We start from the raw sequence: 23,891 nt of genomic DNA, 5'->3' as shown, positions 1-23,891 counted from the left end.
CGTCGGGCGCCCGGGCCGCCCGGCGGTCGCGCGTACCTAGGATGGCGGCATGTCGCTCCCGCACGCCATCCTCACCGCCCTGCTCGAAAGGCCCTCGTCGGGGCTGGAGCTGACCCGGCGGTTCGACCGGTCGATCGGGTACTTCTGGTCCGCGACCCACCAGCAGATCTATCGGGAGCTGGGTCGGCTGGAGGAGGCCGGGCTGATCCGCGCGCTGCCCGGGGAGGTGCCGCTCCGGGGTCGGAAGAAGGAGTACGAGGTGCTGCCCGCCGGCAGCGCGGAGCTGGCCCGGTGGGTCGGCGAGAGCCAGGACCCCAAGCCGATGCGGGATCCGCTGCTGCTGCGCATCCGGGCGGCGGGCGTCGTGGGACCGCAGGGGCTGCTGCCCGAGTTGCGACGCCATCTGGACCTGCACCGGGGGCAGTTGGAAACCTACGAGGCCATCGAGGCGAAGGACTTCCCGCCGGGCCGTGACGCCGTGGAGGACCGGCTGCGCCGGCTCGTGCTGCACGGGGGCATCGCGCTGGAGACGTTCTGGTTGCGCTGGCTGGAGGAGGCGCTGGCCGAGGTCGACGGCATGACCCCGCGGGCGGACGGGGACCGGGCCTGACGCCCCCGCCCCGGTGGGCGGGGGCGGGGCGCGGGCGGGCTCGGCCGGCGGGCCGGCCCGCCGCGCGCGCGGGCCTACTTGTTGAGCGAGGCCCAGAACTCGTCGAAGCTGAGCAGCTTGTCGCCGTTCGCGTCCTTGGAGGCGATGACGGCGTCGGCGACCGCGCCGGTGACGAACGCGTCGCCCATGGCCTTCATGGCCGCGCTGTACTCGTCGGCCGTGACGAAGCCGTCGCCGTCCGCGTCGAACCTGCCGAACGTCGCCCGTGCGCTCTCGATGTCCGCCACTGGGTCCACCCCTTCTTGGTGCTTGTTGACCGGCTCAGGGTAGCGGCCACCGGGCCCGCCCCGCCCCTCGGGTCCCGTTCGGTCGGCAGAAACAAATTCAATTACCCTTCCGTAACGCGGAAGTGATAATTCCGGCCAACAAATCCGGCCCCCACTTGTCACGCTCCGGGATCACGGCATAACGTACAGACATTGCCGCCACACCGGGAGCGCAGGGCTCCCAGGGACAAGCGGCAACAAGGGCGATCACACAGGTGACGATCACAGCTGACGCATCATTCGAAGTTCTGCCCTTCACCCGCACCTGCCGCCATATCTGGGAAGACGGCGACCATGTGCTCATCGGAGTGAGTCCTGGCAACAGCTACTTCAGTGCCGAGCGCGTGTCCAGTCTTGCCCGATGGGCCACGACCCGCTTCGCGCAGGTCGACTTCGTCTACGCGGACCTCCACGTCGACCGGATGTTCGCCGCCTTCGGCTACACCCCGGAGCACGCGGAGAAGCGTGCGGCGAAAGAAATAAAGGCAGTTCGGAGAAGGATCCTCAAAGGCGTCGATGAATCAGGACCTCAACAGGCCGAGATTCGGGTGAGGGCGCTCTCGGAGTTCCAGTCGAACCCCGTGTACCAACTTCTGCACCGCCGCGTGCTCCATTTCCTGGAGACCGATGACGCGTTCCGCAAGGGTTGCGAGGAAATGGCTCTCCATTTCGTCGGGTCCAAGTTGCCGGAAGGTGAATCCATCACGGACGCGCAGTTGCAGGTCTGTTTCGATTACATGGCGGCGGAGCTGCCCTTCTTCGTGGACACCCCGAGCATTCTCGACGTGCCGTCCTCCGTGGCCGCGTACCACGTCAAGATGCCGATGACGGACCTCCTCTTCGCCCGGGGCGGGGGTCTGCGCGCCACCCGCAACCAGGCCTACGCCGTGGTGCGGCCTGAGGCCGTCGACGCCACGGACGACGGGCCGGCGACCGCCGCGCCCACGACCACCACCGCACCGCAGGGCACGGCACCTCAGAACACCGTGAACCACGCGATCACCGAGAGGACCGTCGATGAGCGTCGAGCAGCTTGAGGGCCGGGAAGGCCGGGAGCGGCAACAGCAGCCGCTCCTCGACTTCCCGCTCTCGCGGCGCGGTGACGTACTGCCCGAGGAGTGCTCCTGGCTCCGCGAGAAGGCGCCGGTCGCCAAGGTCCGCACCCTGACCGGGGATCCGGCCTGGCTGGTGAGCAGCTACGCGCTGGCCAAGCAGGTGCTGGAGGACGAGCGCTTCAGCCTCAAGGACACCGCGAACGCCGGGGTGCCCCGGCAGTACGCCCTGACGATCCCGCCCGAGGTCGTCAACAACATGGGCAACATCAACAGCGCGGGCCTGCGCAACGCGGTCATGAAGGCGCTCAACCCGCGCCAGAAGGGCCTTCGGGAGCACCTGCGCGCCCGGGCCGACGAGCTCGTCGACCTGATCGTCGCCGAGGGCGGCCCGGCGGACCTCCGAGCGGGGTTCGCCGACCCCTTCTCGGCGGACCTGCACTGCCAGGTGCTGGGCGTTCCGTTCGAGGACTGGCGCCGGCTGATGTCGGGCCTGGACGTCGCCTTCATGACGGCCCGCGAGCCGTTCGCCGACTCCGCGCTCAACTGGTACAAGGACGTCGGCTACTTCGCCGGGCAGTTGCAGGCGCAGCTCGCGCTGCCGTCCGAGGAGCGTACGGGGCTCCTCGGCCGGTTCGCGGACCTGAAGGAGGCCGATCCGGAGTCGGCGCACCTGACGGACGAGATGTTCGCGACGGTCGCCGTGTCCCTGTTCGGCGCGGGCGCGGTGTCCACGTCGGCGTTCCTGGTCCTCGCGGTGCTCGCGCTGCTCCAAAGGCCGGAGCTGATCGGGTACCTGCGCGAGCACCCGGAGCGGATGGGCGGGGCGGTCGACGAGCTGCTGCGCTGGAACCTGTCCGTCGGTGACGGGCTGCCGCGCATCGCGCTGGTGGACGTCCAGGTGGGTGACGTCCTGGTGCGGGAGGGCGAGCTGGTCCTGGTCCTGCTGGAGGGCGCCAACTTCGACCCGGAGGCCTTCGAGAACCCGGACGAACTGGACCTGGCGCGGGAGAGCCCCAACGCCCACCTCGCCTTCGGCGCCGGGCGGCACTTCTGCCCGGCCTCGGCGCTGGGCCGGGCGCACGCGGAGATCGCGCTGGAGGTGCTGGTCGAACGACTGCCGCAGCTGCGGCTCGCGGTCCCGGCGGAGAACCTCGTCTGGCGGACGGGGTTCATCAAGCGGCTGCCCGAGCGGCTGCCCGTGGCCTGGTGACGGCCGGCCGGGCTTGAGCCGAGGGGCGTCCGGCGGGGCGCCCCTCGTGGATCCGGTGTCCCGGGAGCTGTGCGAGCTCCCGGGGCGCCGTCATGTCCGGCCCCGGCCCGTGGCGGTGACGCCCCGGTCCGACGTACGGCCGCGGTCGCGGGCCGGCCGGGCCCGCGGTCCGCGGTCCGCGGCGGCCTAGCGGAAGATCCCGGTGTGGCCGAGCGAGTAGCGCCCGGGCTGCGGGTACACGGCGAGGCCGTGCGGGCCGTCGCCGACCGGGATGCGGGCGAGCTCCTTGCCGGTCGCGGTGTCGATCGCGTAGACCTCGGAGTCGTAACGGCCGGACAACCACAGCACCTTGCCGTCGGCGGAGACCCCGCCCATGTCCGGGCTGCCGCCGTCCGGCAGCTCCCACTTCTTGGTGAGCCGGTTCTGCTTGAAGTCGAAGACGGAGATGCTGCCCTCGCCCCGGTTGGGGATGTACATCTCCTTGGAGTCACGACTGATGTACAGGCCGTGGCATCCCTTTCCGGTGGGCAGCAGTTTGGGTGTGTCGAACTTGTCGCCGCTGAGCACCCACATGCCGTGCGCCATCATGTCCGCGACGTAGAAGGTCTTCCCGTCGGGGGACACCTTGACGTCCTGCGGCATCGCTCCCTCGAACGGCAGTTTCTGCTGGCCGATGACCTCCATCTTCTCGGTGTCGACCTTGAGGAGTTCACCGGAGAACTCGCAGCTCACGATGAAGTAGCGGCCGTCCGCGGAGAAGTCCGCGTGATTGACGCCGAAACAGGTCACCGGGACGGTTTTCACTCGGTTCATGGTGTGCGGGTCGCGGAACACCAGCTCGCGGTCCAAGGAGGCCATCACGATGGCGTACTTGCCGTTCGGCGTGAAGTAGAGGTTGTACGGGTCGTGCACCTCGACCTCCTTGCCCGATTCGCCCGTGGCCGGGTTGATCGGGGTCAGCGTGTGGCCGCGGTTGTTGTTGACCCACAGGGTCTTCATGTCCCAGGAGGGGACCACGTGCTGGGGCTGGACGCCGACCGGGATGGTGTCGATGACCTTGTAGGTGGCCGGGTCGATGACGGACACCGTGTTGGAGTTGGTGTTGGGCACGTAGACGCGCGGCGGGAAGTCCTTGACCACCGGGGACAGCTTGTTGGGCCGGTCGGCCGCGTACACGTCGTTGGGGTCCAGGACCGGCGGCATCCCCGGGAGCCCGGGGGGCGCGACCGGTACGACCTTGGCCGGGCGGGCCGGCCCGTTGGAGCCGAGTGCCGCGGGCTCGCCCTTCCCTCCGGATCCTCCGCAGCCGGCCAGGGCGGCGAGGACCAGTCCGGCGAGGAGCGCGGTGGCCTTCCGTGGAAGGCGGTTCGTGGTCATGGGGTCAGCAGCTCCGTGGTGGTCACCGCGCGCAGCTCGCGGCGCGCGAGTTCTTCGAGGAGGGGCGGCATCGCGTCGACCGTGTCCGCGTAGCCGAAGTGCAGGCTCACCACCGATCCGCCTTGGATCGTCCCGGTGACGTTGCGGATGACGGCCGCGGCGCCGGGCGAGGTGAAGTCGAGGGAGTCCACGTCGTACGAGAGGACGTGCGGGTAGCCCGCCCGCTGGGCCAGCGTGCGCACGAGCGGGGTCGCGTACTGGGTCTGCGAGGGGCGGAACCAGGTCCCGATGGAACCGGTGAGGCGCTTGAGGCGTTGGGCGCAGCCGGTGATCTCGGCATGGGCCTCCGCCTCGGACATGTCGTTGATCGCGAGGTGGCGCTGGGTGTGGTTGCCGAGCTCGTGGCCGCCGTCCAGGACGCGGCGGGCCATGTCGGGGTGGTCGTCGAGCCAGCTGCCGATGGCCAGTACGGTGACCCGCGCTCCGGCCCGCTCGGCCTCGGCGAGCACGGAGCGGGCGATGGCCGGGTCCCCGTTGCCGTGGAAGGTGAGGGCGACCCGGCGCCGGTCGCGCGCGCCGTGGGCGATCTCGACGGGCTGCCCGGCGAACCGGCGGGGGGCCGGTGCGGGGGCGGCCGGGGCGGGTTTGGCCGTCGCGCCGCCGGTGGCCCGGGGCGGGGCGGTGGGAGCGGACCCCGGGTCGGAGGTCCGCCCGGTCCCGCAGCCGGCGGTGAGTCCGGCCAGCGTGGCGAGGCCCGCGCGCAGGGCCGCCCGGCGGCCTGATGGTGAGAACACCTGCCCATTTAAGGGGTGGATGACCCGTAAGGTAATGATTGACCCAATTCGGGACCTTCGCGGGCCGGACTTTCCGACCCCTCCGTCCACTATGTGATCAACGATTCACGCAGAGCAGTCGATACTTATTCATAGATTACGAGGTGAGTGGCCCATCTCACCTAGGATTTAGGTAGAAACTCTTAGGATATGCACACTTATGTCCAACTTGGGACTTTTGGTGTTCGGACCCTCATCTGCCATAGTCGCCATCACGGCTTCCCATTGACCCGAGCGAAGTCGCCCGCCGAGGATCACACCCCCTTCGATCCTCGGCGCACCCATGAAACCCCCGCACCGCCCCACCACGGCGCCAGGGGGTTTCAGGCGTTCCGGGCCCGTTCGGCCCGTGACCACGAGGGGCGGCGCCCCCGGCGATATGCGGTTGCCCCGGCCGTGGGCGGCGGATCCAATGGCCGCCATGAGCCCGAACCAGCCGCCCCGAACCGCGCCCCCGACCGGTTCCCCCGTCCGACTGGGCGCCCTCGCCCCACTGACCCGGCCCGGCTGGGTCGCGGCGGGCCGGCATCTGCTCGCGGGGCTCGATCTGGCGGTCCGCGAGGTCAATGCCGCCGGCGGGATCCACGGCCGACCACTGGAGCTGCTGGTCCGGGACACCGCGGCCGATCCCGAGCGGGCCGCGACGGCCGTCGCGGACCTCGCCGACCTGGGTGTGGCCGCCGTGGTGGGCGAGTACCACAGCGTCGTCGCCCGCGCCGCCGCCACCCGGGCCGACGCCCTCGGCGTACCGTTCCTCTGCTCGTCGGCGGTCCTCGACTCGCTCACCGGGGAACCGACGGAGCGGGTCGCGCGCCTGGCCCCCGCCCAGTCCCGGGGCTGGCGGATCTACGGGGACTTCCTCCTCGGCACGGGCCGGCGGCGGATCGCCGTGGCGGCCCAGCCGAGCCTCTACTGGGCCACCGGCACCCGCGTCCTGCGGGACCACCTCGCCCCGCACGGCGTCGTCGTCATCGAGCTCGACGCGGACGCCCCGTCCGCCGGGGCCCTGTGCGACGCACTGGTCGAGCACGGCGCGACGGCGCTCCTCCTGCTGGCCGGCCTTCCGGAGCCGGCGGCGGCGATCGTCAGGGCCGTCCGGGGCGACCGACGCCTGGCCGGCATGCTGATCGGCGCTCCGGCCGGACAACCCGAGTTCGCCGAATGGGCCGCGCTGCTCGGCGAGGACGGCGCCGGCATCCCGTTCCTGCGCTACCTGCCCGAACACCTCGGCCCGCTCGGCGAACGGGTCGGGGCCGAGCTCCGCGGGCTGCTGGGCGAGGCGCCGTCCTTCGTCGCCTTCGAGGGCTGGGACACCGTCGCCGTCCTCGCCGAGGTGCTGCGCTTCCACGGCACGGACCGGGCGACCGTCGCGGCGTCCTGGTCGCGCGTGGCCGTCGAGGGGACCCGCGGACGGATCCGGTTCTCCCGGGTACCGGGCATCGGCGTTCTGCAATGGGCCTGGGCGCCGATCCAGGTCGCCGATCGCGACCCGGCGGAGCCCGACCGCTTCCGGACCCTCCATGCCGTCCGGGCCCGCCCCGGGGACGGCTCAGCGGTCGGCGACGCGCATCTCGAACCAGGTGATCTTGCCGCGCGGGAGCAGGTCGGCCCCCCAGCGGTCGGACAGCTTGTCGACGAGGAAGAGCCCCCGACCCGTGGTGTCCAGCTCGTGCACCGGCATCAGGCAGGGCAACCCGCGCGAGGGGTCGCGCACCTCGACGCGGATCCAGCCGCGCCGACGGAGCATCCGTAGACCGAAGGAACGGGCCCCGGTGTGGCGCACGGCGTTGCCGACGAGCTCCGAGACCAGCAGGACGGTGTGCTCGGCTATCTGGGGCGAGAGGCCCCAGAAGCGGATCACCACGCTCTGCGTGAGCCGGCGGGCCGTGCCGGCCGATTCGGGCATGGAGGGCAGGGTCACCTCCGCCTCGGCCGGATTTCCGTACAACTCCAGCGCTTTGAGGCCCTGTTCGTCCTCAAGCGCCGCCGTGAGCCGTACGGCCGAAGCGCTACTGATGCGCTGCCGCGGCTGCTCAACACCCTCCAGGCCCGCCATGCACCCATCATGGACGGCCCGTGTGCCCGTCCGGGCCGTTCCGCAGGAAAACACCCCCCGGAACCTTCGATTCCGGGAGGGTGCATCGGCATATGCACAGGGCAACCGGAGCCCTGTGATACCCACTTGACCTGCGGTGACAACCTGTCGTGCGGCGGTCACACCGAGTGGATCACCGTTTCTCCTTAAGGCTGCCTTAAGGCCTGGCTAATCCACCCCCATGGAGGAGGGCCGCCGCAAGAGCCGCCCACTCACACGAACTTGGCCTTGCCCGGACCCTCCTCGACGAAGCTGCGCATGCCGCGCTCGCGGTCCTCGGTGGCGAACAGGCCCGCGAACCAGTTGCGTTCGATGGTCAGGCCGGTGTCGATGTCGGCCTCCAGGCCCGCGTCCACGCACTCCTTCGCGGCGCGCAGCGCCAGCGCCGGGCCCTGCGCCAGCTTGGCGGCCCAGGCGTGCGCCTGCTCGTACACCTCGGCGGCGGGCACGATCCGGTCCACCAGGCCGAGGGTGAGCGCCTCCTCCGCCTTCACCATCCGGCCGGTGAAGATCAGGTCCTTGGCCTTGGACGGGCCGATCAGCCGGGACAGCCGCTGGGTGCCGCCCGCGCCCGGGATCAGGCCGAGCAGGATCTCCGGCTGGCCGAGCTTGGCGTTGTCGGCGGCGATCCGGTAGTCGGCGCACAGCGCGAGTTCGCAGCCGCCGCCGAGCGCGTAACCGGTGACGGCCGCGACGACCGGCTTGGGGATCCGGGCGACGGCGGTGAAGGCCTCCTGGAGGCCGCGGGACCGGGCGACCATGGCCGCGTGGTCCATGACCTGCATCTCCTTGATGTCCGCGCCGGCCGCGAACACCTTCTCCCCGCCGTAGAGGACGACCGCGCGCACGTCGGCGCGGTCGGTGGCCTCCACCGCGAGCTCGCGGAGCCGGTCCTGGGTGGCGATGTCCAGGGCGTTCATGGGCGGTCGGTCCAGCAGGATGGTGCCGACGCCTTCGGAGACTTCGAGAGAGATGGTCATACGGGTCAGGTTAGCGGCGGTTAACCACAAGTGGCCCGGTGCCGTGGGTCACAGCACCGGGCCACTTCTACCACGCGCGGGGGCGTCCTACTTGATCCACTCCGCCCAGTCCATGTTCCAGCCGTTCAGGCCGTTGTCCGGGGCGATCTGCTTGTCCTTGGAGTTCTTCACGACGACCACGTCGCCGATCAGCGATTCGTTGAAGAACCAGGCGGCCGGGGTGCTGTCGTCACCTGCGCCACGGACGTCGCGCAGGCCGACGCAGCCGTGGCTGACGTTCTCCGAGCCGAAGGTGCCGGAGGAGGCCCAGTAGTTGCCGTGGACGAAGGTGCCGGACTGCGACAGGCGCATCGCGTGCGGGACGTCGGAGATGTCGTACTCGCCGCCGAAGCCGACGGTGGCGCCGTTCATCCGGGTCACCTTGTACTTCTCGCTGATGACCATCTGCCCGTTGTAGGTGGTCGTCGCCGGGGCGCCCGCGGTGATCGGGATGTTCTTGAGCACCTGGCCGTCGCGGACGACCTCCATCTGCTTGGAGCTCGCGTCGACCGTGGTCACCTGGGAGCGGCCGACGGTGAAGGTGACCGTGCGGGTCTGCTTGCCGTAGACCCCCGGGCGGCCCTCGACCCCGTCGAGAGCGAGCTTCACGGTGACCTTCGTGCCGGCGGCCCAGTACTTCTCCGGGCGGAAGTCGAGGCGGTCGTTGCCGAACCAGTGGCCCTCGACGGGGACGGACGGCTCGGCGGTGACCGTGATGGCCTTCTCGACGGCCTCGGGGTTGGTGATCCCACGGGTGAAGTTGATCGACACCGGCATGCCCACGCCGACCGTCGAACCGTCCTCGGGCGTGTAGTGGCCGACGAACGTGTTGACGGGGGTCAGGGTGGAGAAGGTGGTGTCCTTGGCGGACTCGCGCCCCGCCTCGTCCTTCGCGACCGCGTGCACCTTGTACTCGGTGGCGGAGGCCAGGTGGCGGTTGGGCTCCCAGCTCGCGCCGTCCGCGGCGAGCTTGCCCTCGACCGCGTTGCCCTTGGTGTCGGCGACGGTCACCGTGGTGAGCTTGCCGCCCGTGCTCGTTATCTTCAGGACGCCGCTCGTCGCGACCTCCTTGGCCCCGTCGTCCGGCTTGACGTTCACCACGGCCTTGGACGCCTCGGTGCCGGGCTTGCCGCCGCCCCCGGATCCGCCGCCCTTCCCGTCGCCGCCCCCGCTGTTGCCCCCGCCGCTGCACGCGCTGGTCAACAGCAGGGCCGCTCCCAGCAGGAGGGCCGGCAGGCCGGTGCGGACGCGGCCGCGTATCGGCTGCAGGTTCACTCGTGTACTCCCCATGTCCCCCGCGCGCGGGCAGTCGCGCGCATGTCGACAGGTAACCACAGGGGAACAACACGAAAAGGCACGGTCTTGTCACCGTTCCGTCCCAAGTGCCCGGAGTGGCGCGGGCCCCCGGACGTCAGTCGTCGGTGCCGGGTTTGACGCCCCACACGTAGACGACGTCGCCCTCCCGCAGCAGGTCCCAGAGCCGCTTCGCGTCCGGCACCGAGAGGTTCACGCAGCCGGCCGAGCCGCCGTGTTCGAAGAGCGGGCCGGGACGGCCGTGCAGGGCCTGGCCCTTGTCGAAGAACTGGGCGTACGGCATCGGGGCGTTGTCGTACAGGGTCGACTTGTGGTCCTTGCTGCGCCAGTAGATCTCGTGCAGGCCGGGGCGGGTCTCCTCGTCGTCGCGGCCGGTGCGGACGGGCACGGGCGCAAACACGATCCGGCGGCCGTTCTGCACCCACAGCAGCTGGCGCGCCAGGTCGACGCACGTCACCCGGTGGCTCCGGACGGGGCATTCCCCGGCCTCGTTCGGGTTCGCGCGGGCGGCGACGGCGACGGCGGTGCGGTGGGTGACGAGGCCCGCGTAACCGTCGGCGGGGGTGATCCCGTGCTCGCTCTGGAAGGCGCGGACGGCGAGGCAGTCGGCCTGCGACTGGGTCCCGTCGACCGGCAGGCGCAGCTGCGCCTCCAGCTCCCGCTGGTAGGGGCCGGTGCCGGCGGTGCAGGCCCGCTCGGGTTCCGGTTCCGGTTCGGCCGCGGCGAGCGCGGGGGCGGCGAGCCCGAGCGCCGCCCACAGGAGTGCGGCTCCGGCCGCCGTGACCGCCGCCTGACGTGTAGCCATCCGGGCCTCCTCCGGCCCGCCGGCCGGGCCACCGCGCTCCACCCAACCCGCGCCGGCGGCGGTGCGCCCGCGCGGGTGCGCCGCCGGAGTGAGGAGATCACTCCGGCGGCGCACCGGACGGGGTCGTACGGGTCGTCGTCCTACTCGGGACCGCCCCGGCCGGTTTCCTTGCCGCCCTTGCCGCCCTTGCCGTGGTCGTCGCGCTCGTTCTTGAGCGTGACCACGAGCCTCCCGCCCGGGGTCGTCCCGTCCAGCTTCAGCGGGCCGGTGACCCGCTCGCGGGGCAGCTTGTAGCCCTCGGGGACGTCCGTCTCGACCAGGTAGTACCAGCCCTCGGAGAGCCGGTCGAAGTCACAGACGCCGTTGCGGTCGGTGGCGCAGCCCGGCCCGGTCCTCCGGTCGGGGTTGATGCCGCGGGTCTGCAGGCCCCTGGTGTTGTTGGTCTCCTTCCAGACCTCGAACACCGCTCCGCGCAGCGGCCGTTTCGTCTTCGCGTCCTTCTTCAGGACCCGGATCGAACCGGTGAACGGCTCCTTCTTCTTGTTGGTCACGTTGACGACGACGCCCTGTGCGACGTCACCCTCGTCCAACTCGAAGGCCGTGACCGGGTCGCGGGAGAGCTCGTAGCCCGGCGGGACCGCGGTCTCCCGCCAGTAGTAGGTCTCGCCGACGGGCAGTTCGACCGTGCAGGTGCCCTGCGCGTCGGTGACGCAGACGGTGTCGAGCCGCTCGTCGGGGTCCTGACCGCCGGTCTGCAGACCGGGCCGGTCGTTCGCCTCGCCCCACAGCTCGAAGGTCGCGCCCGGCAGGGCGGCCCCGGTCTCCTTGTCGGACTTGCGCAGGACGACCTTCGCGACGTCGGGCGTGGTGCTGCGCTCGTTGTCGACCTGGTACTGGACACCGCCCGCGGCGTTCTCCCGGGTCAGCGTCAGCGGGAAGACGTTGTCGGCGGGCAGGAGGTATCCGGGCGGGGCCGCGGTCTCCCGCCAGTAGTAGGTGCCGAGTTCGGCGCCCTCGCGCGCGCAGACGCCGTCGGCCGGCGTGACGCAGTCGGTGATCCTGGTGTCGGCGCCGGGGCCGGCGACCTGCAGGCCCGCGACGTTGTTCGTCTCGCGCCACAGTTCGAACACGGCGCCGGCCAGCGGCTCTCCCTCGTCGTCCCGTTTGAGGACGGAGATCGAGCCGGTCACCGGGACCGTCGTGCGGGTGTTGACGGCCCGCGCGCGGGGGGTCCGGCCCTCGGTGACGTCCTCCCGCGTCAGTACCAGCGGGAAGACCGGGTTCGCGGGGAGGTCGTGGCCGGCGGGCGCGGCCGTCTCCCGCCAGTAGTACGTCCCCGGCATCAGGTTCGCCCGGGAGCACTGGCCGTCGGCGGGGGTCGTGCAGTCGGAGATCTTCGTGTCGGGGGCGTCGCCGTCCGGCTGGAGACCGGGCCGGTCGTTGGTCTCCTGCCACAGCTCGAAGGTGGCGCCCGCCAGTGCGGTGCCCGCCTCGTCCACCTTGGTGACGGCGACCGCGCCGGTCGCCGGGGGCGTCGTGCCGCAGTCGGGGAGGTCACCGGTGAAGGGGTAGGCGTGGAATTCCTGGCCGCCGCCCCCGACCGTGGCGCTGCCGTGGGTGACGGAGCCCGTGGTGAAGAACCGGCCGTTGATGCCGGGCAGGGTGACCGTGGTCTCGGAGGCCTGGTTGCCGATCAGGAAGCTGCCCTGGAACTGGCCGCTGCCGGTCAGGTTCACCGTGGTGGCGTCCGGGAAGTTCCACAGCAGCCGCTCGCGGTACGTGTTCAGGTCGGGGGAGCCCGAATCGACGAGGGTTCCGCTGTAGGTGTTGATGGTTCTCGTGCCGGTTCCGAGGACGTTGACCAGGATGGTCGCCCCGGCCGGGATCCGGGTGAAGCGGATGCCCTGGGCGCCGCCCGTGCCGCTGACCAGGTCGGCCTGCACGTTGAAGACCTGGAGCGGGGATCGGTTGTCACCGGTGAACAGGGTTTCGAAGCCGCTGTTGACGGCGGTGCCGGTCGGCGGGCGCGGACTGCCGTCGACCGTGGCGTAGCACTGGGAGGAGGCGGTGAGGCGGTCGCGCAGGCCCGCGTACGGGGCGACGGCGGCCGGGTCGCGGGTGGTGGTGCCGGTGACGGCGCCGGGTCCGGTGAGGGCGCCCGCGTACCGGACGACGCCCCGGTCGGCGATCAGGGTCTCCCCCGCGGCGACGGAGACGTCGGCGCCGGTGGTGAGGAAGTCGGCGCCGTCGGGCGGCGGGACGAGCGAGCCGGCGCCGACGATGCCGACGTTGTAGCGGCTGTCACCGCCGGCCTGCTTGTCCTGGTCGAAGCCGCCCAGGACGACGAGTCGGCCCTCGGCCTCCGACGCCGACCCGCGGACGCGGAACTGGCTGCCGGCGAAGATGTTGACGGCGTTGTCGCGGCCCTTGATGCTGCCGTCGCTGCCGATCTGCGGGAACGGGCTCGGGCAGTCACCCGGCACGCAGGGGCCGAGCCCGCCGGGCAGGGGGGCGCGCAGTGTGCCGGCCGCCGGGGGGACTGCGCCGGGACCCGCGGCGAGTGCCGTGGGGGCGGCGGTGGCCAGTACGGCCCCGATCGCCACCCCGAGGGTCCAGTTCCTTGCTGACATGACGCTCCGTCCGTATCCGCGCTGTGGGCCCTGCCAGGCTGCGGGCGGGCTCCGGCGCGGCGGACGGACGACACCGGCGACTACGGCATTCCGGTCCGACAATCACTCGGTTGCTGCGTCCGGACGGGTGACCGGCCCGCGGCCGGTCACCGCGGGCCGAGGACCGGGGCCGGTGTCGCTGCCGGTGCCGTCAGGTGAGGGAGGATCCGGCGACCCAGTCGGCCCAGGACATGTTCCAGCCGCCCAGGCCGTTGCTCGGGGACACCGTCTTGTCCTGGGAGTTCACGACCTCCACCACGTCGCCGACCAGCGTGCGGTCGAAGAACCAGCCGGCCGGGGTGTCGGAGCCGCCGCCCTTGTCGTCGCGCAGGCCCACGCAGCCGTGGCTGACGTTGGTGGAGCCGAAGGTGTCGGGGCTGGCCCAGTAGTTCCCGTGCAGGAAGGTGCCCGAGTTGGTGAGGCGCATGGCGTGCGGGACGTCCGGGATGTCGTACTCGCCCTTGCCGTCCTCGCTGGTGAAGCCGACGGTGGCGCCGTTCATGCGGGTGACGTCGAACATCTCCATCACCACCATCTTCCCGTTGTAGGTGGTGTTCTCGGGGGCCCCGGCGGTGATCGGGATCGTGGAGAGCAGCTGCCCGTCCCGGCGGACCTGCATGGTGTGCGCCTCGGCGTCCACCACGGTGGTCTGGGAACGGCCGACGGTGAAGCGGACGGTCTTCTCCTGGATGCCGTAGGAGCCCGGGGCTCCCTCGATGTCCCGCAGGTCCATCTTGATGGTGACCTCGGTGCCGGGCTTCCAGTACTCCTTGGGCCGGAAGTCGAGGCGTTCGTTGCCGAACCAGTGGCCGGCGACCTGGACGGGCGGGTTCGAGGTGACGGTGATGGCGCGCTCCACGTCCGTGCGTTCCTTGATGGCCCGGCTGAACTTGAACGAGACGATCATGCCGGTGCCGACGGTGGAGCGGTTCTCGGGCTTGAAGTAGCCGATGAAACGTTCCTCGGGAACGTAGGTGGTGAAGGTGGTGTGGCGGGCCTGACGCCGGTTGTGGCCGTCGAGGGCGACCGCGTCCACGGTGTACTTGGCGGCGAGCGAGAGCCGTCCGGCCTTCGGGTCGGGGCTCCAGCTGAGGCCGTCGGCGGCGATGCTGCCGGGGACCCTCTCCTCCTGGGCGTCCTCGACCTTGGTGACCACGACGCGTTCCAGGCGCCCCTCGGGGACGGTCACCCGGAGCGGGCCCTCGGCGGGCACCCCCTTCGCGTTGTCGTCGGGGGTGATCCGGATGGCCTCGGCCGGCGGCTTGGGTCTGCCGGGCAACTGCACCTCCACCGGGGACCTGCCGTCCTCGGTGCATCCCGTCAGCCCACCCAGCAGGGCCGCACATGCCGCCAGGGCTGCCCACCCCGCCCCTGCCCGCCTCGTCAAAAGAGTCACGAAGGGTCCAACGACCGGCCCCCTCCGAGGGAAACGTGAGGGCGGGGCACGTTCCGGGCAGAACAGTCAGGGCAGAACAGTGTGAAGGCACCAGACGGGGGCGGGCCCAGGCCGGGACGCCGGGGCCGTGATCCCCTGCCCCCATCGGTACCCAGGAGCCGTGGAGGCGGGCATTGTCTAGCGCAGCCGAACAAGAGGCGGTGGATGCCGCCGAGGGCACCGCGAACGCGGTGAACACGCGGGAGCTGGTCCACACGAAGGTGTTGCGGGCGTCCGCGCGCCCGGGGCCGCCCGTGTGGCCCGGGTCCTCGCACCCGTTGGGAGCCCGCCACCACGCCGGCCCCGGAGGGGTCGCCGGCACCAACTTCGCCCTGTGGGCACAGGGCGCGGAGGCGGTGGAGGTCTGTCTGTTCGACGAGGCCGGCGCCGAGACCCGCTGCGCCCTGACGGAGCTCACGCACGAGATCTGGCACGGGTTCCTGCCCGGCGTGCGGCCCGGTCAGCGGTACGGGTTCCGGGTACATGGCCGCTGGGACCCGTGGACGGGCGCCCGCCACAACCCGGCCAAGCTGCTGCTGGACCCGTACGCGCGGGCCGTCGACGGGGACTTCACGCTCCCGCCGGAGGTGTACGGGCACGTCCGGGACTGGCCGCAGCAGTACATCGCGGACACCGTGCGCGACGACCGGGACTCGGCGCCGTTCGTCCCGAAGGGGGTGGTCGTCCACGACGACGACGACTGGGCGGACGACGTCCGGCCGAAGACCCCCTGGGCCGATTCGGTGATCTACGAGCTGCACGTGCGCGGTTTCACGATGCGTCATCCCGGTGTTCCCGAGGAGCTGCGCGGCACCTACGCGGGCCTCGCCCATCCGGCGGCGGTCGAGCACCTCTCGAAGCTCGGCGTGACGGCCGTCGAACTGCTGCCCGTGCACCAGTTCGCCCACGAGGACCACCTGCTGCGCCGGGGCCTGCGCAACTACTGGGGCTACAACTCGGTCGGCTACTTCGCCCCGCACGCCGGCTACTCGTCCAGCGGGACGACCGGGCAGCAGGTCGGCGAGTTCAAGCGGATGGTGCGCGCCCTGCACGCGGCCGGGATCGAGGTCATCCTCGACGTGGTCTACAACCACACGGCGGAGGCGGGCGAGCTGGGCCCGACCCTGTCCCTGCGCGGGATCGACAACCGGGGCTACTACCGGCTCCAGGCGGACCAGCGCCGGTACTCCGACTACACGGGCTGCGGGAACACCCTGCACGCCGGGCGTCCGCACGTGCTGCGCCTGATCACGGACTCGCTGCGCTATTGGGTCACCGAAATGGGGGTGGACGGCTTCCGCTTCGACCTGGCGGCGGCGCTGGCCCGGTCCATGCACGACGTGGACATGCTGTCGCCGTTCCTCGCGGTGATCGCCCAGGACCCGGTGCTGCGCCGGGTCAAGCTGATCGCGGAGCCGTGGGACGTGGGCTCGGGCGGCTACCAGGTGGGGGCGTTCCCCCCGCTGTGGACGGAGTGGAACGACCGCTACCGCGATGCCGTGCGGGACTTCTGGCGGGGCGCGCTGCCCGACGTGCGGGACCTCGGGTACCGGCTGTCGGGCTCCAGCGACCTGTACGCGTGGGGCGGCCGGCGACCGTACGCCTCGGTGAACTTCGTGACGGCCCACGACGGCTTCACCCTGCGGGACCTGGTGACCTACGAACGCAAGCACAACGAGGCGAACGGGGAGGAGGGCCGCGACGGCACCAACGACAACCGGTCGTGGAACTGCGGGGCGGAGGGCGAGAGCGACGACGACCGGATCGGGTCGCTGCGCCGGCGCCAGCTGCGCAACCTGCTCACCACGCTGCTGCTGTCGACCGGGGTGCCGATGCTGGTCGCGGGCGACGAGTTCGGTCGGACCCAGGGCGGCAACAACAACGCCTACTGCCAGGACAACGAGACGGGCTGGGTGGACTGGTCGCTGCTGGAGGACCCCTCCTGGAACGAGCTGTTCGCCCTGACCCGGCGGTTGATCTCGCTGCGCCAGGCCCATCCGGTGCTGCGGCGCAGGGCCTTCTTCTCCGGCCGGGCGCAGGGCGCCGACGGGCTGCGCGACCTGGCCTGGTTCACCCCGCGGGGCGCGGAGATGACGGAGCGGGACTGGTACGCGCCGGCCGCCTCGGTGGGGCTGTACCTGTCGGGGCGGGACATCCCGGGCCGCGACGAGCGGGGCCGGCAGGTGACGGACGACAGTTTCCTGGCCCTGCTGCACGCCGGGGACCGGCCCGTGGAGTGGCTGCTGCCGGGGGCGCCGTGGGCGGAGGTGTACGAGCTGGTGCTGGACACCTCGCGGGAGGCGCAGGCCGTGCCGCCCGCGACCCGGCACCGCGGCGGGGAGGCCCTCACCGTGCCGGCCCGGTCGGTGATGCTGCTGCGCGTGCTGACGTGACGGGAGGGGGCCGGGGCGAGGACCGGCCCCGGCCCCGGTCCTGGCGTCGGATCAGCTGCGGGGCGGACCGGAACCGGGGAGCCGAGCGGCCGCGGTCAGCGCGTTTCGACCTGGATCAGCATCCGCTTGAGGAGGGCGGCGAGAGCGGCGCGGTCGGCGTCGTCGAGGGGTTCGATCATCCGCGCCTCGGCGATGCCGCGCCAGCGCATGGCGTCGGTCCAGCGCCGGTGCCCCTCACCGGTGAGCTCGACGTCGACCCGGCGGCGGTCCGCGGCGGCGCGCAGCCGCCGGACCAGGCCCGACTTCTCCAGGGTGTCGAGGCGTCCGGTCATGCCGGCCGGCGAGAGGAGCAGTTCGGCGGCGAGTTCGGAGGAGGGGGCCCGCCAGGGGGCGCCGCGGGATGCGAGGCGGTGCATCGTCTCGAACTCGAAGGACTGGAGTCCGGTCTCGGCGAGGGCCCGTTCCTTGCCGTGCGCGACGTGCTTGGCGAGCAGTTGGATCCGTGTGATGACGGCCTCGGTGGGCACGTCGAAGGGGACCTTGCCGCTCCAGCGCGCGATGTGGCGGTCGACCGAATCGTCCGCGGGTGCCGCCGGCTCCGGCCGGTCGAAACCGGGGCGGGGGGCGGGGTCCGTGGTCCCGTGCGGTGCCGGGGTCGCGCCCGTCTCTGTGCCCATGTCGGCATTATGACCCGGGCCGCGGCGGCCTCGTCCCCGCCCCCGGGCGAAAGCATTCGGCCGGCGAACTCTTCGCCGGCGAAATAATCCTCGCGGCGCGACCCCGGTCCTGCTGCGCCTCCTCGCGGTCCGTACCTGCGCCGCCTTCGGCACGGCGCTGATAGCCACCACGCCCACCCTCGCGGTGATGCGCACCGGTTCGGCCGGCGACCCGGGCCCGGTCCTCGCCGCCGAGTTGCCGCCGACGCCGCCCCTGCCGCCCGTGGCGGGGGTGTCCGTACCACTGCTTCCGGACGTAAGGACGGATCCGGAGCGGAAGCCTTCGCCCGCCCTGCGATGATGTGGCCCTCATACGAACACGCGTGCATCGCGCACGTGTGCCATCGAAGGGCTCAGGGGTACGCATGGCGAGAGTCGGGACCGCGCTGCTGGAGCTGCGCGGGGCGCAGAAGTCGGCGAAGGGGGTGTCGCTCTACTCGCGGTTCGTGAACCGGCCCGCCGGGCGGTACCTGGCCGCCGGATCGTACGCGCTGGGCCTCACTCCCAACCAGGTGACGCTGATCAGCGCCGCCTTCAGCTTCGCCGCCGTGGCGGCCGTCGCGCTGGTCGCGCCCTCCTGGGGGCTGGGCGTCGCCGTGTGGGCGGCCCTCGCGGTCGGCTTCGCCTTCGACTCCGCCGACGGGCAGCTGGCCCGACTGCGCGGTGGCGGCAGCGCGGCCGGCGAGTGGCTCGACCACGTCGTGGACTGCGCGAAGCTGACGGCGCTGCACACCTGTGTGCTGATCGCCTTCCACCGGTTCCCCGAGGCCTACGGCACGGGCTCGGAGGGTTGGCTGCTGGTGCCCCTCGGGTTCCAGTTCGCCGCGATCGTCACCTTCTTCGGCGGGCTGCTGACCGAGAAGCTCAAGCCCAAGCCGGCCCCGGGCAGCCCCGCCGCCGCGCCGTCGACCCTGCGCGCGGTGGCGTTGCTGCCCGTGGACTACGGGGTCTTCTGCCTGGTGTTCCTGCTGCTCGGCGGCGGCACGCTGTTCCGCTGGGCGTACGCGGGACTCGGCGTGGTCGCCGCCCTGTTCCTGCTGGCGTTCCTCACCAAGTGGTTCCGGGAGCTCAGCGCCGTTCGGCGGTGAGCGCCTCGGGCCCCGCGAGGGGCTGGGCGAGGGCGTCCAGGGCCCGGCGCAGCTGGGTGCTGGACGTGTGGACGGTGTAGGGGAAGTAGACGACGTCGACCCCGTGGGCGGCGAAGTCCTTCTCCAGCCGGTCGCCCTTGGGGGTGCCCCGCCAGTCGTCGCCCTTGAAGATCACGTCGAAGCGGACCTGCTTCCAGGTCTCCACCTTGTCCGGGACCGTCTCGACGAAGGCCGCGTCGACGTACTTGACGCTGCGGACGATCTCCAGCCGTTCGACCAGGGGAATCATCGGTCGACGGCCCTTGGCCAGTTCGGCCATCTCGTCGGAGACCACTCCGGCCACCAGGTAGTCGCACTGACTCCGGGCGTGCCGAAGGATGTTCAGATGTCCGATATGGAACAGGTCGTAGGCGCCGGGCGCGTACCCGACCCGGTACGGTCTGCGCGCGGACGGCCCAGGCTCGGACATATCGTGCTCCATCATCAATTACCCCCCAGCGGCCACACCCCCGGGTGTGGCGGATTAGCAGACAATAGCGTGCACGTTCCGCACCCTGTCGGTGAACGAATAGGGTGACGTGCGCATCATCCAGGGGAGAAGGGGACGTTCAGTGTCCAATTCCGGTCACCGGCGCCTGCTGCTGGTTTCCACCAACTACGCCCCCGAGCACGCGGGCATAGGCCCGTACGCCACTCAGATCGCGGAGCACTGGGCCAGTATCGGCCACGAGACCCACGTCCTGGCGGGCATGCCGCACTACCCGGCGTGGTCGGTCGAGCCGGAGTACAAGGGGGCGCTCCGGCGCACGGAGGGGCGCGCGGGAGTGACCGTGCACCGGCGTGCGCACACCGTGCCCCAGCGACAGACCGCCGTGAAGCGCGCCCTTTTTGAAGGATCGATTCTGCTGCACGGCGCCGTGGCCCCGCCCCGGATGCCGAGGCCGGACGCGGTCCTCGCCCAGATGCCCAGCCTGGCCGGCGGCGTGCTCGCCGCACGGTTGGCGGCGCGCTGGAAGGTTCCGTACGTACCCGTCGTCCAGGACCTGATGGGGGCCGCGGCGGCACAGAGCGGCATCAGCGGCGGCGACAAGGCCGCGGCGATCGCGGGGCGCGCCGAGGCGTACGCCCTGAAGCGGGCCACGCTGGTCGGTGTGATCCACGAGACGTTCGTGGACCGGGTCGTCGGCATGGGCGTGGACCCGAAGCGGATCCGCCTCGTGCCCAACTGGTCGCACGTGCCGCAGCCCACCAAGCCGCGCGGGGAGACCCGCCGTCACCTGGGCTGGGCGCCCGGCCAGACGGTGGTCCTGCACTCCGGGAACATGGGCCTGAAGCAGGGTCTGGAGGTTCTCGTCGGCGCCGCCCGACGGGACCCGTCCGTCCGCTTTGTCCTGATGGGTGACGGCAGTCAGCGGGCGGCGCTGGCCTCCCTCGCGGCGGACGTTCCGAATCTCGACATCATCCCCCCTGCCGCTGACGGCGAGTTCCCCGATATTCTCGCCGCGGCGGACGTGCTCGCTGTCACGCAGCACGCGGCCGTGCTGGACATGAGCGTTCCGTCCAAACTCACCTCCTACTTCCAGGCCGGCCGGCCCGTCGTCGCCTCCGTCGCGGCGGAGGGCGGGACCGCCCAGGAGGTGGCTCGTTCGGGCGCAGGGGTGCTCGTACCGCCGGAGGATCCCGACGCGCTGTTGAAGGCCGTACGGGCTCTGGCGGAGGACCCCGAGGGCGCGGACGCGCTGGGCGCTGCCGGGCCCGTCCACGTGGCGGCCCACCTGAGCCGGGAAGCGGGCCTCGCCCGCATCGACGCACTGATAGACGAAGCACTTGGGGGCACCCAGCCGTGATCGAGACGAACCGCCCAGCAGCGGCCCCGGCCGAGGACGAACCCGATCTCCTCAGGGACCAGTTCAAGCAGCTCCTGCGCTACCGCCGGCTCATCGGCGCCGGCGTGGGCATCGGCCTGCTGGGCGGCGTCTACCTCGGCATATCCACCGCGGACACCTACGTGGCGACCGCCGACGTGGTGCTGCGCGCCCCGACCGACGACCCGTTCAACCCGAGCCTCGCGCCCGACAAGGCGATCAACATCGGCTCCGAGCGCCAGGTCGCGCTCTCCAGCTCCATCGCCGAGGCGGCCAAGAAGAGCCTCAAGATCCCCGATCAGGACTTCGCCTCCCTGCGCAGCGGTCTCCAGGTGACCAACCCGCCGCAGACCATGGTGCTCCGCTTCACCTACACCGCGTCCTCCCCCAAGGAGGCCGCCCGCCGCGCCAACGCGATGACGCAGGCCTACCTGCTCAAACGGCAGGAAGCCCTCGACGCCACCCGCGACAAGATGGTCAAGGGCTACAAGGAGCAGCGCGACCCGGTCGCCAAGCAGCTCGACGAGCTCTCCAAGGAGATCGCCCGGATGCCCGCGGGCGCCGCGCGCGACGCCGCGACCTCCTCCAAGACCGACCTGCAGAGCGAGGTCGGCGGCTACAACGGCAAGATCACCAAGCTGGAGGCCCTGGACATGACCCCGGGCCGGGTCACCAGCGCGGCGACGGCCCCGACCGGCCCCGACGGCCCCGGCATCTTCATGTCCCTCGCGCTGGGCGCGGCCGTGGGCCTGGCGCTCGGCCTGCTCGCCGCCTGGGTCCGGCTCGTCTTCGACCCGGCGCCGCGTTCCGAAGGTGACGTCTCGCGGGCCCTGCGGGCTCCCGTGCTGGGCTCCCTGCCCCGGGACAAGACGGGCGGCGGGCCGCTCCTCGCGGCCGGTGAGGCCGACCCGAGGCTCGCCGAGGAATACCGCTCGGTGGCGTTCCGGCTCGCCTACGACTCCCGCTTCGCGGACCGGCGTCGACTCCTCGTCGTCGCCCCGCGCGGCAGCAGCGAGACCGCCGCCGCGGTGGCCGTGAACCTGGCCGCCTCCTTCGCCGAGACCGGCAAGGACGTCCTGCTCATCGAGGCCGACCTGCGCACCCCGGTGCTGGCCAGCCAGTTGCCCACCGACGCCGGTGGCCGGCCCCGCTGGAGCCAGATGCCGGGCGGTCCCTCCGCCGGCGGTCACGGCGAGTCCGACTGGCCCGACGGACGGCAGCTCGTCGTGGACGCCGGGGAATCGGGCGCCTTCGACCTGATCCCGGGTGAGCAGGTCCGCAACGTGCCGCGCGCGCTGACCTCCCCGCGCGCCACCCGGCTGATCTCCGAGGCCGACTCCCCCAACTCGACCGTCGTGGTGCTCGCCCCGCCCGTGCTCTCGTACGCCGACGCCCTCGCGCTCGTCGACCGCGTCGACGGCGTGCTGGTGGTCTGCGACCCGCGCGCCGTGCACCGCACCGACCTGTCCCGGATCCGTGAGCTCATCAGCGGCGCCGGCGGAACGGTGCTGGGCGCCGTCCTGCACACCCCGCTGCCGACGGAGAAGCGTGGCCGCGGCAAGGGCAAGGGGAAGGGCGCGCCCGCCCCGGCGACCCTGCCCCCCGCGCCGGCGAAGTCCGCGCCGCAGCCCCTCACCCGTGAGCCGGCCGAACCCGAGCAGCACATCCCGGGTGACGGCACCGACACCGTCGCCCTGCGCACGGTGCGCACGGGCCGGCGGTGAGCCGGCGGGGCCTCGCCGCGGTCTCCTCGGTCCTGGACCAGGCCGCCTCCAGCGCCACGAACATCCTGGTGCTGGTGCTGGCCGCCCGGTTGTCCTCGGCGTCCGGCTTCGCGGACTTCTCGATGGTGTACGTGGCCTTCAGCGTGCTCCTCGGGCTGAACATGGCGTACGTCGGGCAGACCGTCGTCCTGGAGAAGGGCGAGCGCCTCGGCGCGGTCTGCCGGTCCTCGGTCCTGTTCACGGCCGCCGCCTCGGCGGCGGCCGGACTGCTCCTCGCCGCGGTCGGCCTTGCCCTGCCCGGCGCCGCCGGCGCGGCCTTCCTCGCGCTGGGCGCCGTCCTGCCCCTGGTCCTCGTCCAGGACGGGCTGCGCTACTGCTTCTCCGCCCTGCGGGTGCCCGAACGGGCGCTGGCGGCCGACGCGCTGCGGCTGCTCTGCGTCGTCGTCGCGCTGGCCCTGCAACCGTCGGGTGCGTCCCCGGGACGGCTGGTGCTCGTGTGGGGGCTGTCCGCGCTCCCCGCGCTGGCGCTCGGCCTGTGGCTGCTGCGGCCCTTCGTGCGCGGGGTGCGCGGTGAACTGCGGCCCTACCTGCGCCGCGGGCACCTGGGGCAGCGGTTCGTGGTGGAGTTCGCCGTGGGCAACGGCTCCAGCCAGCTCGCGGTCCTCGGACTCGGTGTCTTCGCGACCCCGCTGGCCGTCGGCGCCCTGCGGGGTGCCACCACCCTCTTCGGGCCGCTGAACGTGCTGTTCAACTCGGCGAACGCCTTCGGCCCTCCCGTGGTCGGCCGCGCCCGCGGCAAGCGGGGCGTCGTCCGGCTGACGGTCCTGATGGGCGCCGGCCTCGCGGTGCTCGGCGCGGGGTGGGCGGCGGTCCTGTACGCGCTGCCCGAGCGGTGGGGCCGCCACCTGCTCGGCGACACCTGGGCCGCCGCGTCCGCCCTGCTCCCGGCGACGGGAGCGCAGTACGCCGTCATGGGTCTCGGCACCTGCGCGCTGTTGACCCTGCGCGTCCTGAACCCGAAGGCCACCCTGTCCCTGCAAGTGGTCTTCTCCCTGCTGTCGGTGGCCCTGCTGCTCGGCGGGTACGCCCTGTGGGGCGTCGCGGGGGCCGCCTGGGGCCTGGCCCTGGGCTCCGCGGCGAAGGCGGCGGCCGGCTGGCTGCGCGTCGCCCGCCTGGAGGCGCCGGCCGGGGACCCGACACCCGCCGCCCCGGACACCGCAGGGCGGACGGCCGCCTGAGCGGCGGCGGGCCGGACACGGCCGCGGGGGGGGGGGGGGGGGGGGGGGGGGGGGGGGGGGGGGGGGGGGGGGGGGGGGGGGGGGGGGGGGGGGGGGGGGGGGGGGGGGGGGGGGGGGGG

The 23,891-nt window shown here is 72.1% G+C and carries 19 protein-coding genes and 1 pseudogene; 9 read left to right on the top strand and 11 right to left on the bottom strand.

Translation table 11 applies throughout. The annotated features are described in order from the left end of the window. Nucleotides 1–49 precede the first annotated feature (49 nt). Nucleotides 50–610 carry a PadR family transcriptional regulator gene (locus ACZ58N_RS32770; protein ID WP_471167377.1) on the top strand — a complete coding sequence of 187 codons (561 nt, stop codon included), beginning with the start codon at nt 50–52 and terminating at the stop codon, nt 608–610. A gap of 74 nt (nt 611–684) precedes the next feature. Here ACZ58N_RS32770 and ACZ58N_RS32765 read toward each other — a convergent pair whose 3' ends face one another. Next, nucleotides 685–897 (bottom strand): EF-hand domain-containing protein, encoded by a 213-nt coding sequence (locus ACZ58N_RS32765; protein ID WP_281208070.1) that lies wholly within the window; start codon nt 895–897, stop codon nt 685–687. Nucleotides 898–1,151: 254 nt separating this feature from the next. On the opposite strand from ACZ58N_RS32765, the gene ACZ58N_RS32760 reads away from it, so the two are divergent. After that, nucleotides 1,152–1,973, top strand: coding sequence for a tRNA-dependent cyclodipeptide synthase (locus ACZ58N_RS32760; RefSeq protein WP_471167374.1), 822 nt, complete (start codon nt 1,152–1,154; stop codon nt 1,971–1,973). After that, nucleotides 1,954–3,201, top strand: coding sequence for a cytochrome P450 (locus tag ACZ58N_RS32755; RefSeq protein ID WP_471167372.1), 1,248 nt, complete (start codon nt 1,954–1,956; stop codon nt 3,199–3,201). Before ACZ58N_RS32760 ends, ACZ58N_RS32755 begins: the two co-directional genes overlap by 20 nt. A 186-nt stretch (nt 3,202–3,387) precedes the next feature. Here the strand turns inward: ACZ58N_RS32755 and ACZ58N_RS32750 are convergent, their stop codons facing one another. Next, entirely contained in the window at nt 3,388–4,578 is a 1,191-nt protein-coding gene (locus ACZ58N_RS32750) for a YncE family protein (RefSeq protein WP_471167369.1), read from the bottom strand. Continuing rightward, nucleotides 4,575–5,372, bottom strand: coding sequence for a polysaccharide deacetylase family protein (locus ACZ58N_RS32745; RefSeq protein ID WP_471167366.1), 798 nt, complete (start codon nt 5,370–5,372; stop codon nt 4,575–4,577). Before ACZ58N_RS32745 ends, ACZ58N_RS32750 begins: the two co-directional genes overlap by 4 nt. Before the next feature lie 460 nt (nt 5,373–5,832). On the opposite strand from ACZ58N_RS32745, the pseudogene ACZ58N_RS32740 reads away from it, so the two are divergent. Then, a pseudogene (locus tag ACZ58N_RS32740) lies at nt 5,833–6,936 on the top strand (ABC transporter substrate-binding protein); the annotation flags it as partial. Between the two features lie 24 nt (nt 6,937–6,960). Here ACZ58N_RS32740 and ACZ58N_RS32735 read toward each other — a convergent pair. From ACZ58N_RS32735 to ACZ58N_RS32710, 6 genes are all read right to left on the bottom strand, one after another. Next, nucleotides 6,961–7,572, bottom strand: coding sequence for an ATP-binding protein (locus tag ACZ58N_RS32735; RefSeq protein WP_471167364.1), 612 nt, complete (start codon nt 7,570–7,572; stop codon nt 6,961–6,963). 146 nt (nt 7,573–7,718) lie between these two features. Further along, a complete protein-coding gene (locus ACZ58N_RS32730) occupies nt 7,719–8,486 on the bottom strand; it encodes an enoyl-CoA hydratase/isomerase family protein (protein ID WP_471167361.1) in 768 nt (255 codons plus the stop codon). An 87-nt stretch (nt 8,487–8,573) separates the two neighbouring features. Then, complete coding sequence (locus tag ACZ58N_RS32725; protein ID WP_471167359.1) at nt 8,574–9,815, bottom strand: L,D-transpeptidase; 1,242 nt, start codon at nt 9,813–9,815, stop codon at nt 8,574–8,576. A gap of 121 nt (nt 9,816–9,936) precedes the next feature. Then, complete coding sequence (locus ACZ58N_RS32720) at nt 9,937–10,644, bottom strand: L,D-transpeptidase family protein (protein ID WP_471167357.1); 708 nt, start codon at nt 10,642–10,644, stop codon at nt 9,937–9,939. 140 nt (nt 10,645–10,784) lie between these two features. Beyond that, nucleotides 10,785–13,274 carry a SpaA isopeptide-forming pilin-related protein gene (locus ACZ58N_RS32715; protein ID WP_471167354.1) on the bottom strand — a complete coding sequence of 830 codons (2,490 nt, stop codon included), beginning with the start codon at nt 13,272–13,274 and terminating at the stop codon, nt 10,785–10,787. Between the two features lie 190 nt (nt 13,275–13,464). Further along, a complete protein-coding gene (locus tag ACZ58N_RS32710) occupies nt 13,465–14,700 on the bottom strand; it encodes a L,D-transpeptidase (protein ID WP_471167543.1) in 1,236 nt (411 codons plus the stop codon). Nucleotides 14,701–14,882: 182 nt separating this feature from the next. Between ACZ58N_RS32710 and glgX the strand changes: the two genes are divergently transcribed. Then, nucleotides 14,883–17,141, top strand: a complete 2,259-nt coding sequence (glgX, locus tag ACZ58N_RS32705) for a glycogen debranching protein GlgX (protein WP_471167352.1) — start codon at nt 14,883–14,885, stop codon at nt 17,139–17,141. 95 nt (nt 17,142–17,236) lie between these two features. Here the strand turns inward: glgX and ACZ58N_RS32700 are convergent, their stop codons facing one another. Beyond that, the gene (locus ACZ58N_RS32700) at nt 17,237–17,818 is read right to left on the bottom strand and encodes a MarR family transcriptional regulator (protein WP_471167349.1); all 582 of its coding nucleotides are present in this window, start codon (nt 17,816–17,818) and stop codon (nt 17,237–17,239) included. 404 nt (nt 17,819–18,222) lie between these two features. Here ACZ58N_RS32700 and ACZ58N_RS32695 point away from each other — a divergent pair, with 404 nt between their 5' ends. Then, a complete protein-coding gene (locus ACZ58N_RS32695) occupies nt 18,223–18,945 on the top strand; it encodes a CDP-alcohol phosphatidyltransferase family protein (protein ID WP_471167346.1) in 723 nt (240 codons plus the stop codon). Here ACZ58N_RS32695 and ACZ58N_RS32690 read toward each other — a convergent pair. Next, the gene (locus ACZ58N_RS32690) at nt 18,926–19,414 is read right to left on the bottom strand and encodes an FAD synthase family protein (protein ID WP_389707703.1); all 489 of its coding nucleotides are present in this window, start codon (nt 19,412–19,414) and stop codon (nt 18,926–18,928) included. The genes ACZ58N_RS32695 and ACZ58N_RS32690 overlap by 20 nt on opposite strands. A 172-nt stretch (nt 19,415–19,586) precedes the next feature. Between ACZ58N_RS32690 and ACZ58N_RS32685 the strand changes: the two genes are divergently transcribed. The 3 genes from ACZ58N_RS32685 to ACZ58N_RS32675 are packed head-to-tail and all read left to right on the top strand — an operon-like array spanning nt 19,587 to nt 23,772. Continuing rightward, entirely contained in the window at nt 19,587–20,792 is a 1,206-nt protein-coding gene (locus ACZ58N_RS32685) for a glycosyltransferase family 4 protein (RefSeq protein WP_471167541.1), read from the top strand. Then, on the top strand, nt 20,789–22,534 hold the full coding sequence (locus tag ACZ58N_RS32680; protein ID WP_471167342.1) for a lipopolysaccharide biosynthesis protein: 1,746 nt from the start codon (nt 20,789–20,791) through the stop codon (nt 22,532–22,534). Before ACZ58N_RS32685 ends, ACZ58N_RS32680 begins: the two co-directional genes overlap by 4 nt. Next, nucleotides 22,531–23,772, top strand: coding sequence for an MATE family efflux transporter (locus ACZ58N_RS32675; protein ID WP_471167340.1), 1,242 nt, complete (start codon nt 22,531–22,533; stop codon nt 23,770–23,772). Before ACZ58N_RS32680 ends, ACZ58N_RS32675 begins: the two co-directional genes overlap by 4 nt. The last annotated feature ends 119 nt before the right edge of the window (nt 23,773–23,891 follow it).

The sequence above is a fragment of the Streptomyces sp. NPDC040432 genome, assembly GCF_055595445.1.
This window is presented reverse-complemented; position numbering and strand designations above follow the sequence as displayed.

Coding starts and splice junctions, on each gene's coding strand:
- ACZ58N_RS32730 (WP_471167361.1), bottom strand. CDS start 8,486: ATGACCATCTCTCTCGAAGTCTCCGAAGGCGTCGGCACCATCCTGCTG.
- ACZ58N_RS32715 (WP_471167354.1), bottom strand. CDS start 13,274: ATGTCAGCAAGGAACTGGACCCTCGGGGTGGCGATCGGGGCCGTACTG.
- ACZ58N_RS32770 (WP_471167377.1), top strand. CDS start 50: ATGTCGCTCCCGCACGCCATCCTCACCGCCCTGCTCGAAAGGCCCTCG.
- ACZ58N_RS32695 (WP_471167346.1), top strand. CDS start 18,223: ATGGCGAGAGTCGGGACCGCGCTGCTGGAGCTGCGCGGGGCGCAGAAG.
- ACZ58N_RS32690 (WP_389707703.1), bottom strand. CDS start 19,414: ATGTCCGAGCCTGGGCCGTCCGCGCGCAGACCGTACCGGGTCGGGTAC.
- ACZ58N_RS32700 (WP_471167349.1), bottom strand. CDS start 17,818: ATGGGCACAGAGACGGGCGCGACCCCGGCACCGCACGGGACCACGGAC.
- ACZ58N_RS32755 (WP_471167372.1), top strand. CDS start 1,954: ATGAGCGTCGAGCAGCTTGAGGGCCGGGAAGGCCGGGAGCGGCAACAG.
- ACZ58N_RS32720 (WP_471167357.1), bottom strand. CDS start 10,644: ATGGCTACACGTCAGGCGGCGGTCACGGCGGCCGGAGCCGCACTCCTG.
- ACZ58N_RS32750 (WP_471167369.1), bottom strand. CDS start 4,578: ATGACCACGAACCGCCTTCCACGGAAGGCCACCGCGCTCCTCGCCGGA.
- ACZ58N_RS32725 (WP_471167359.1), bottom strand. CDS start 9,815: ATGGGGAGTACACGAGTGAACCTGCAGCCGATACGCGGCCGCGTCCGC.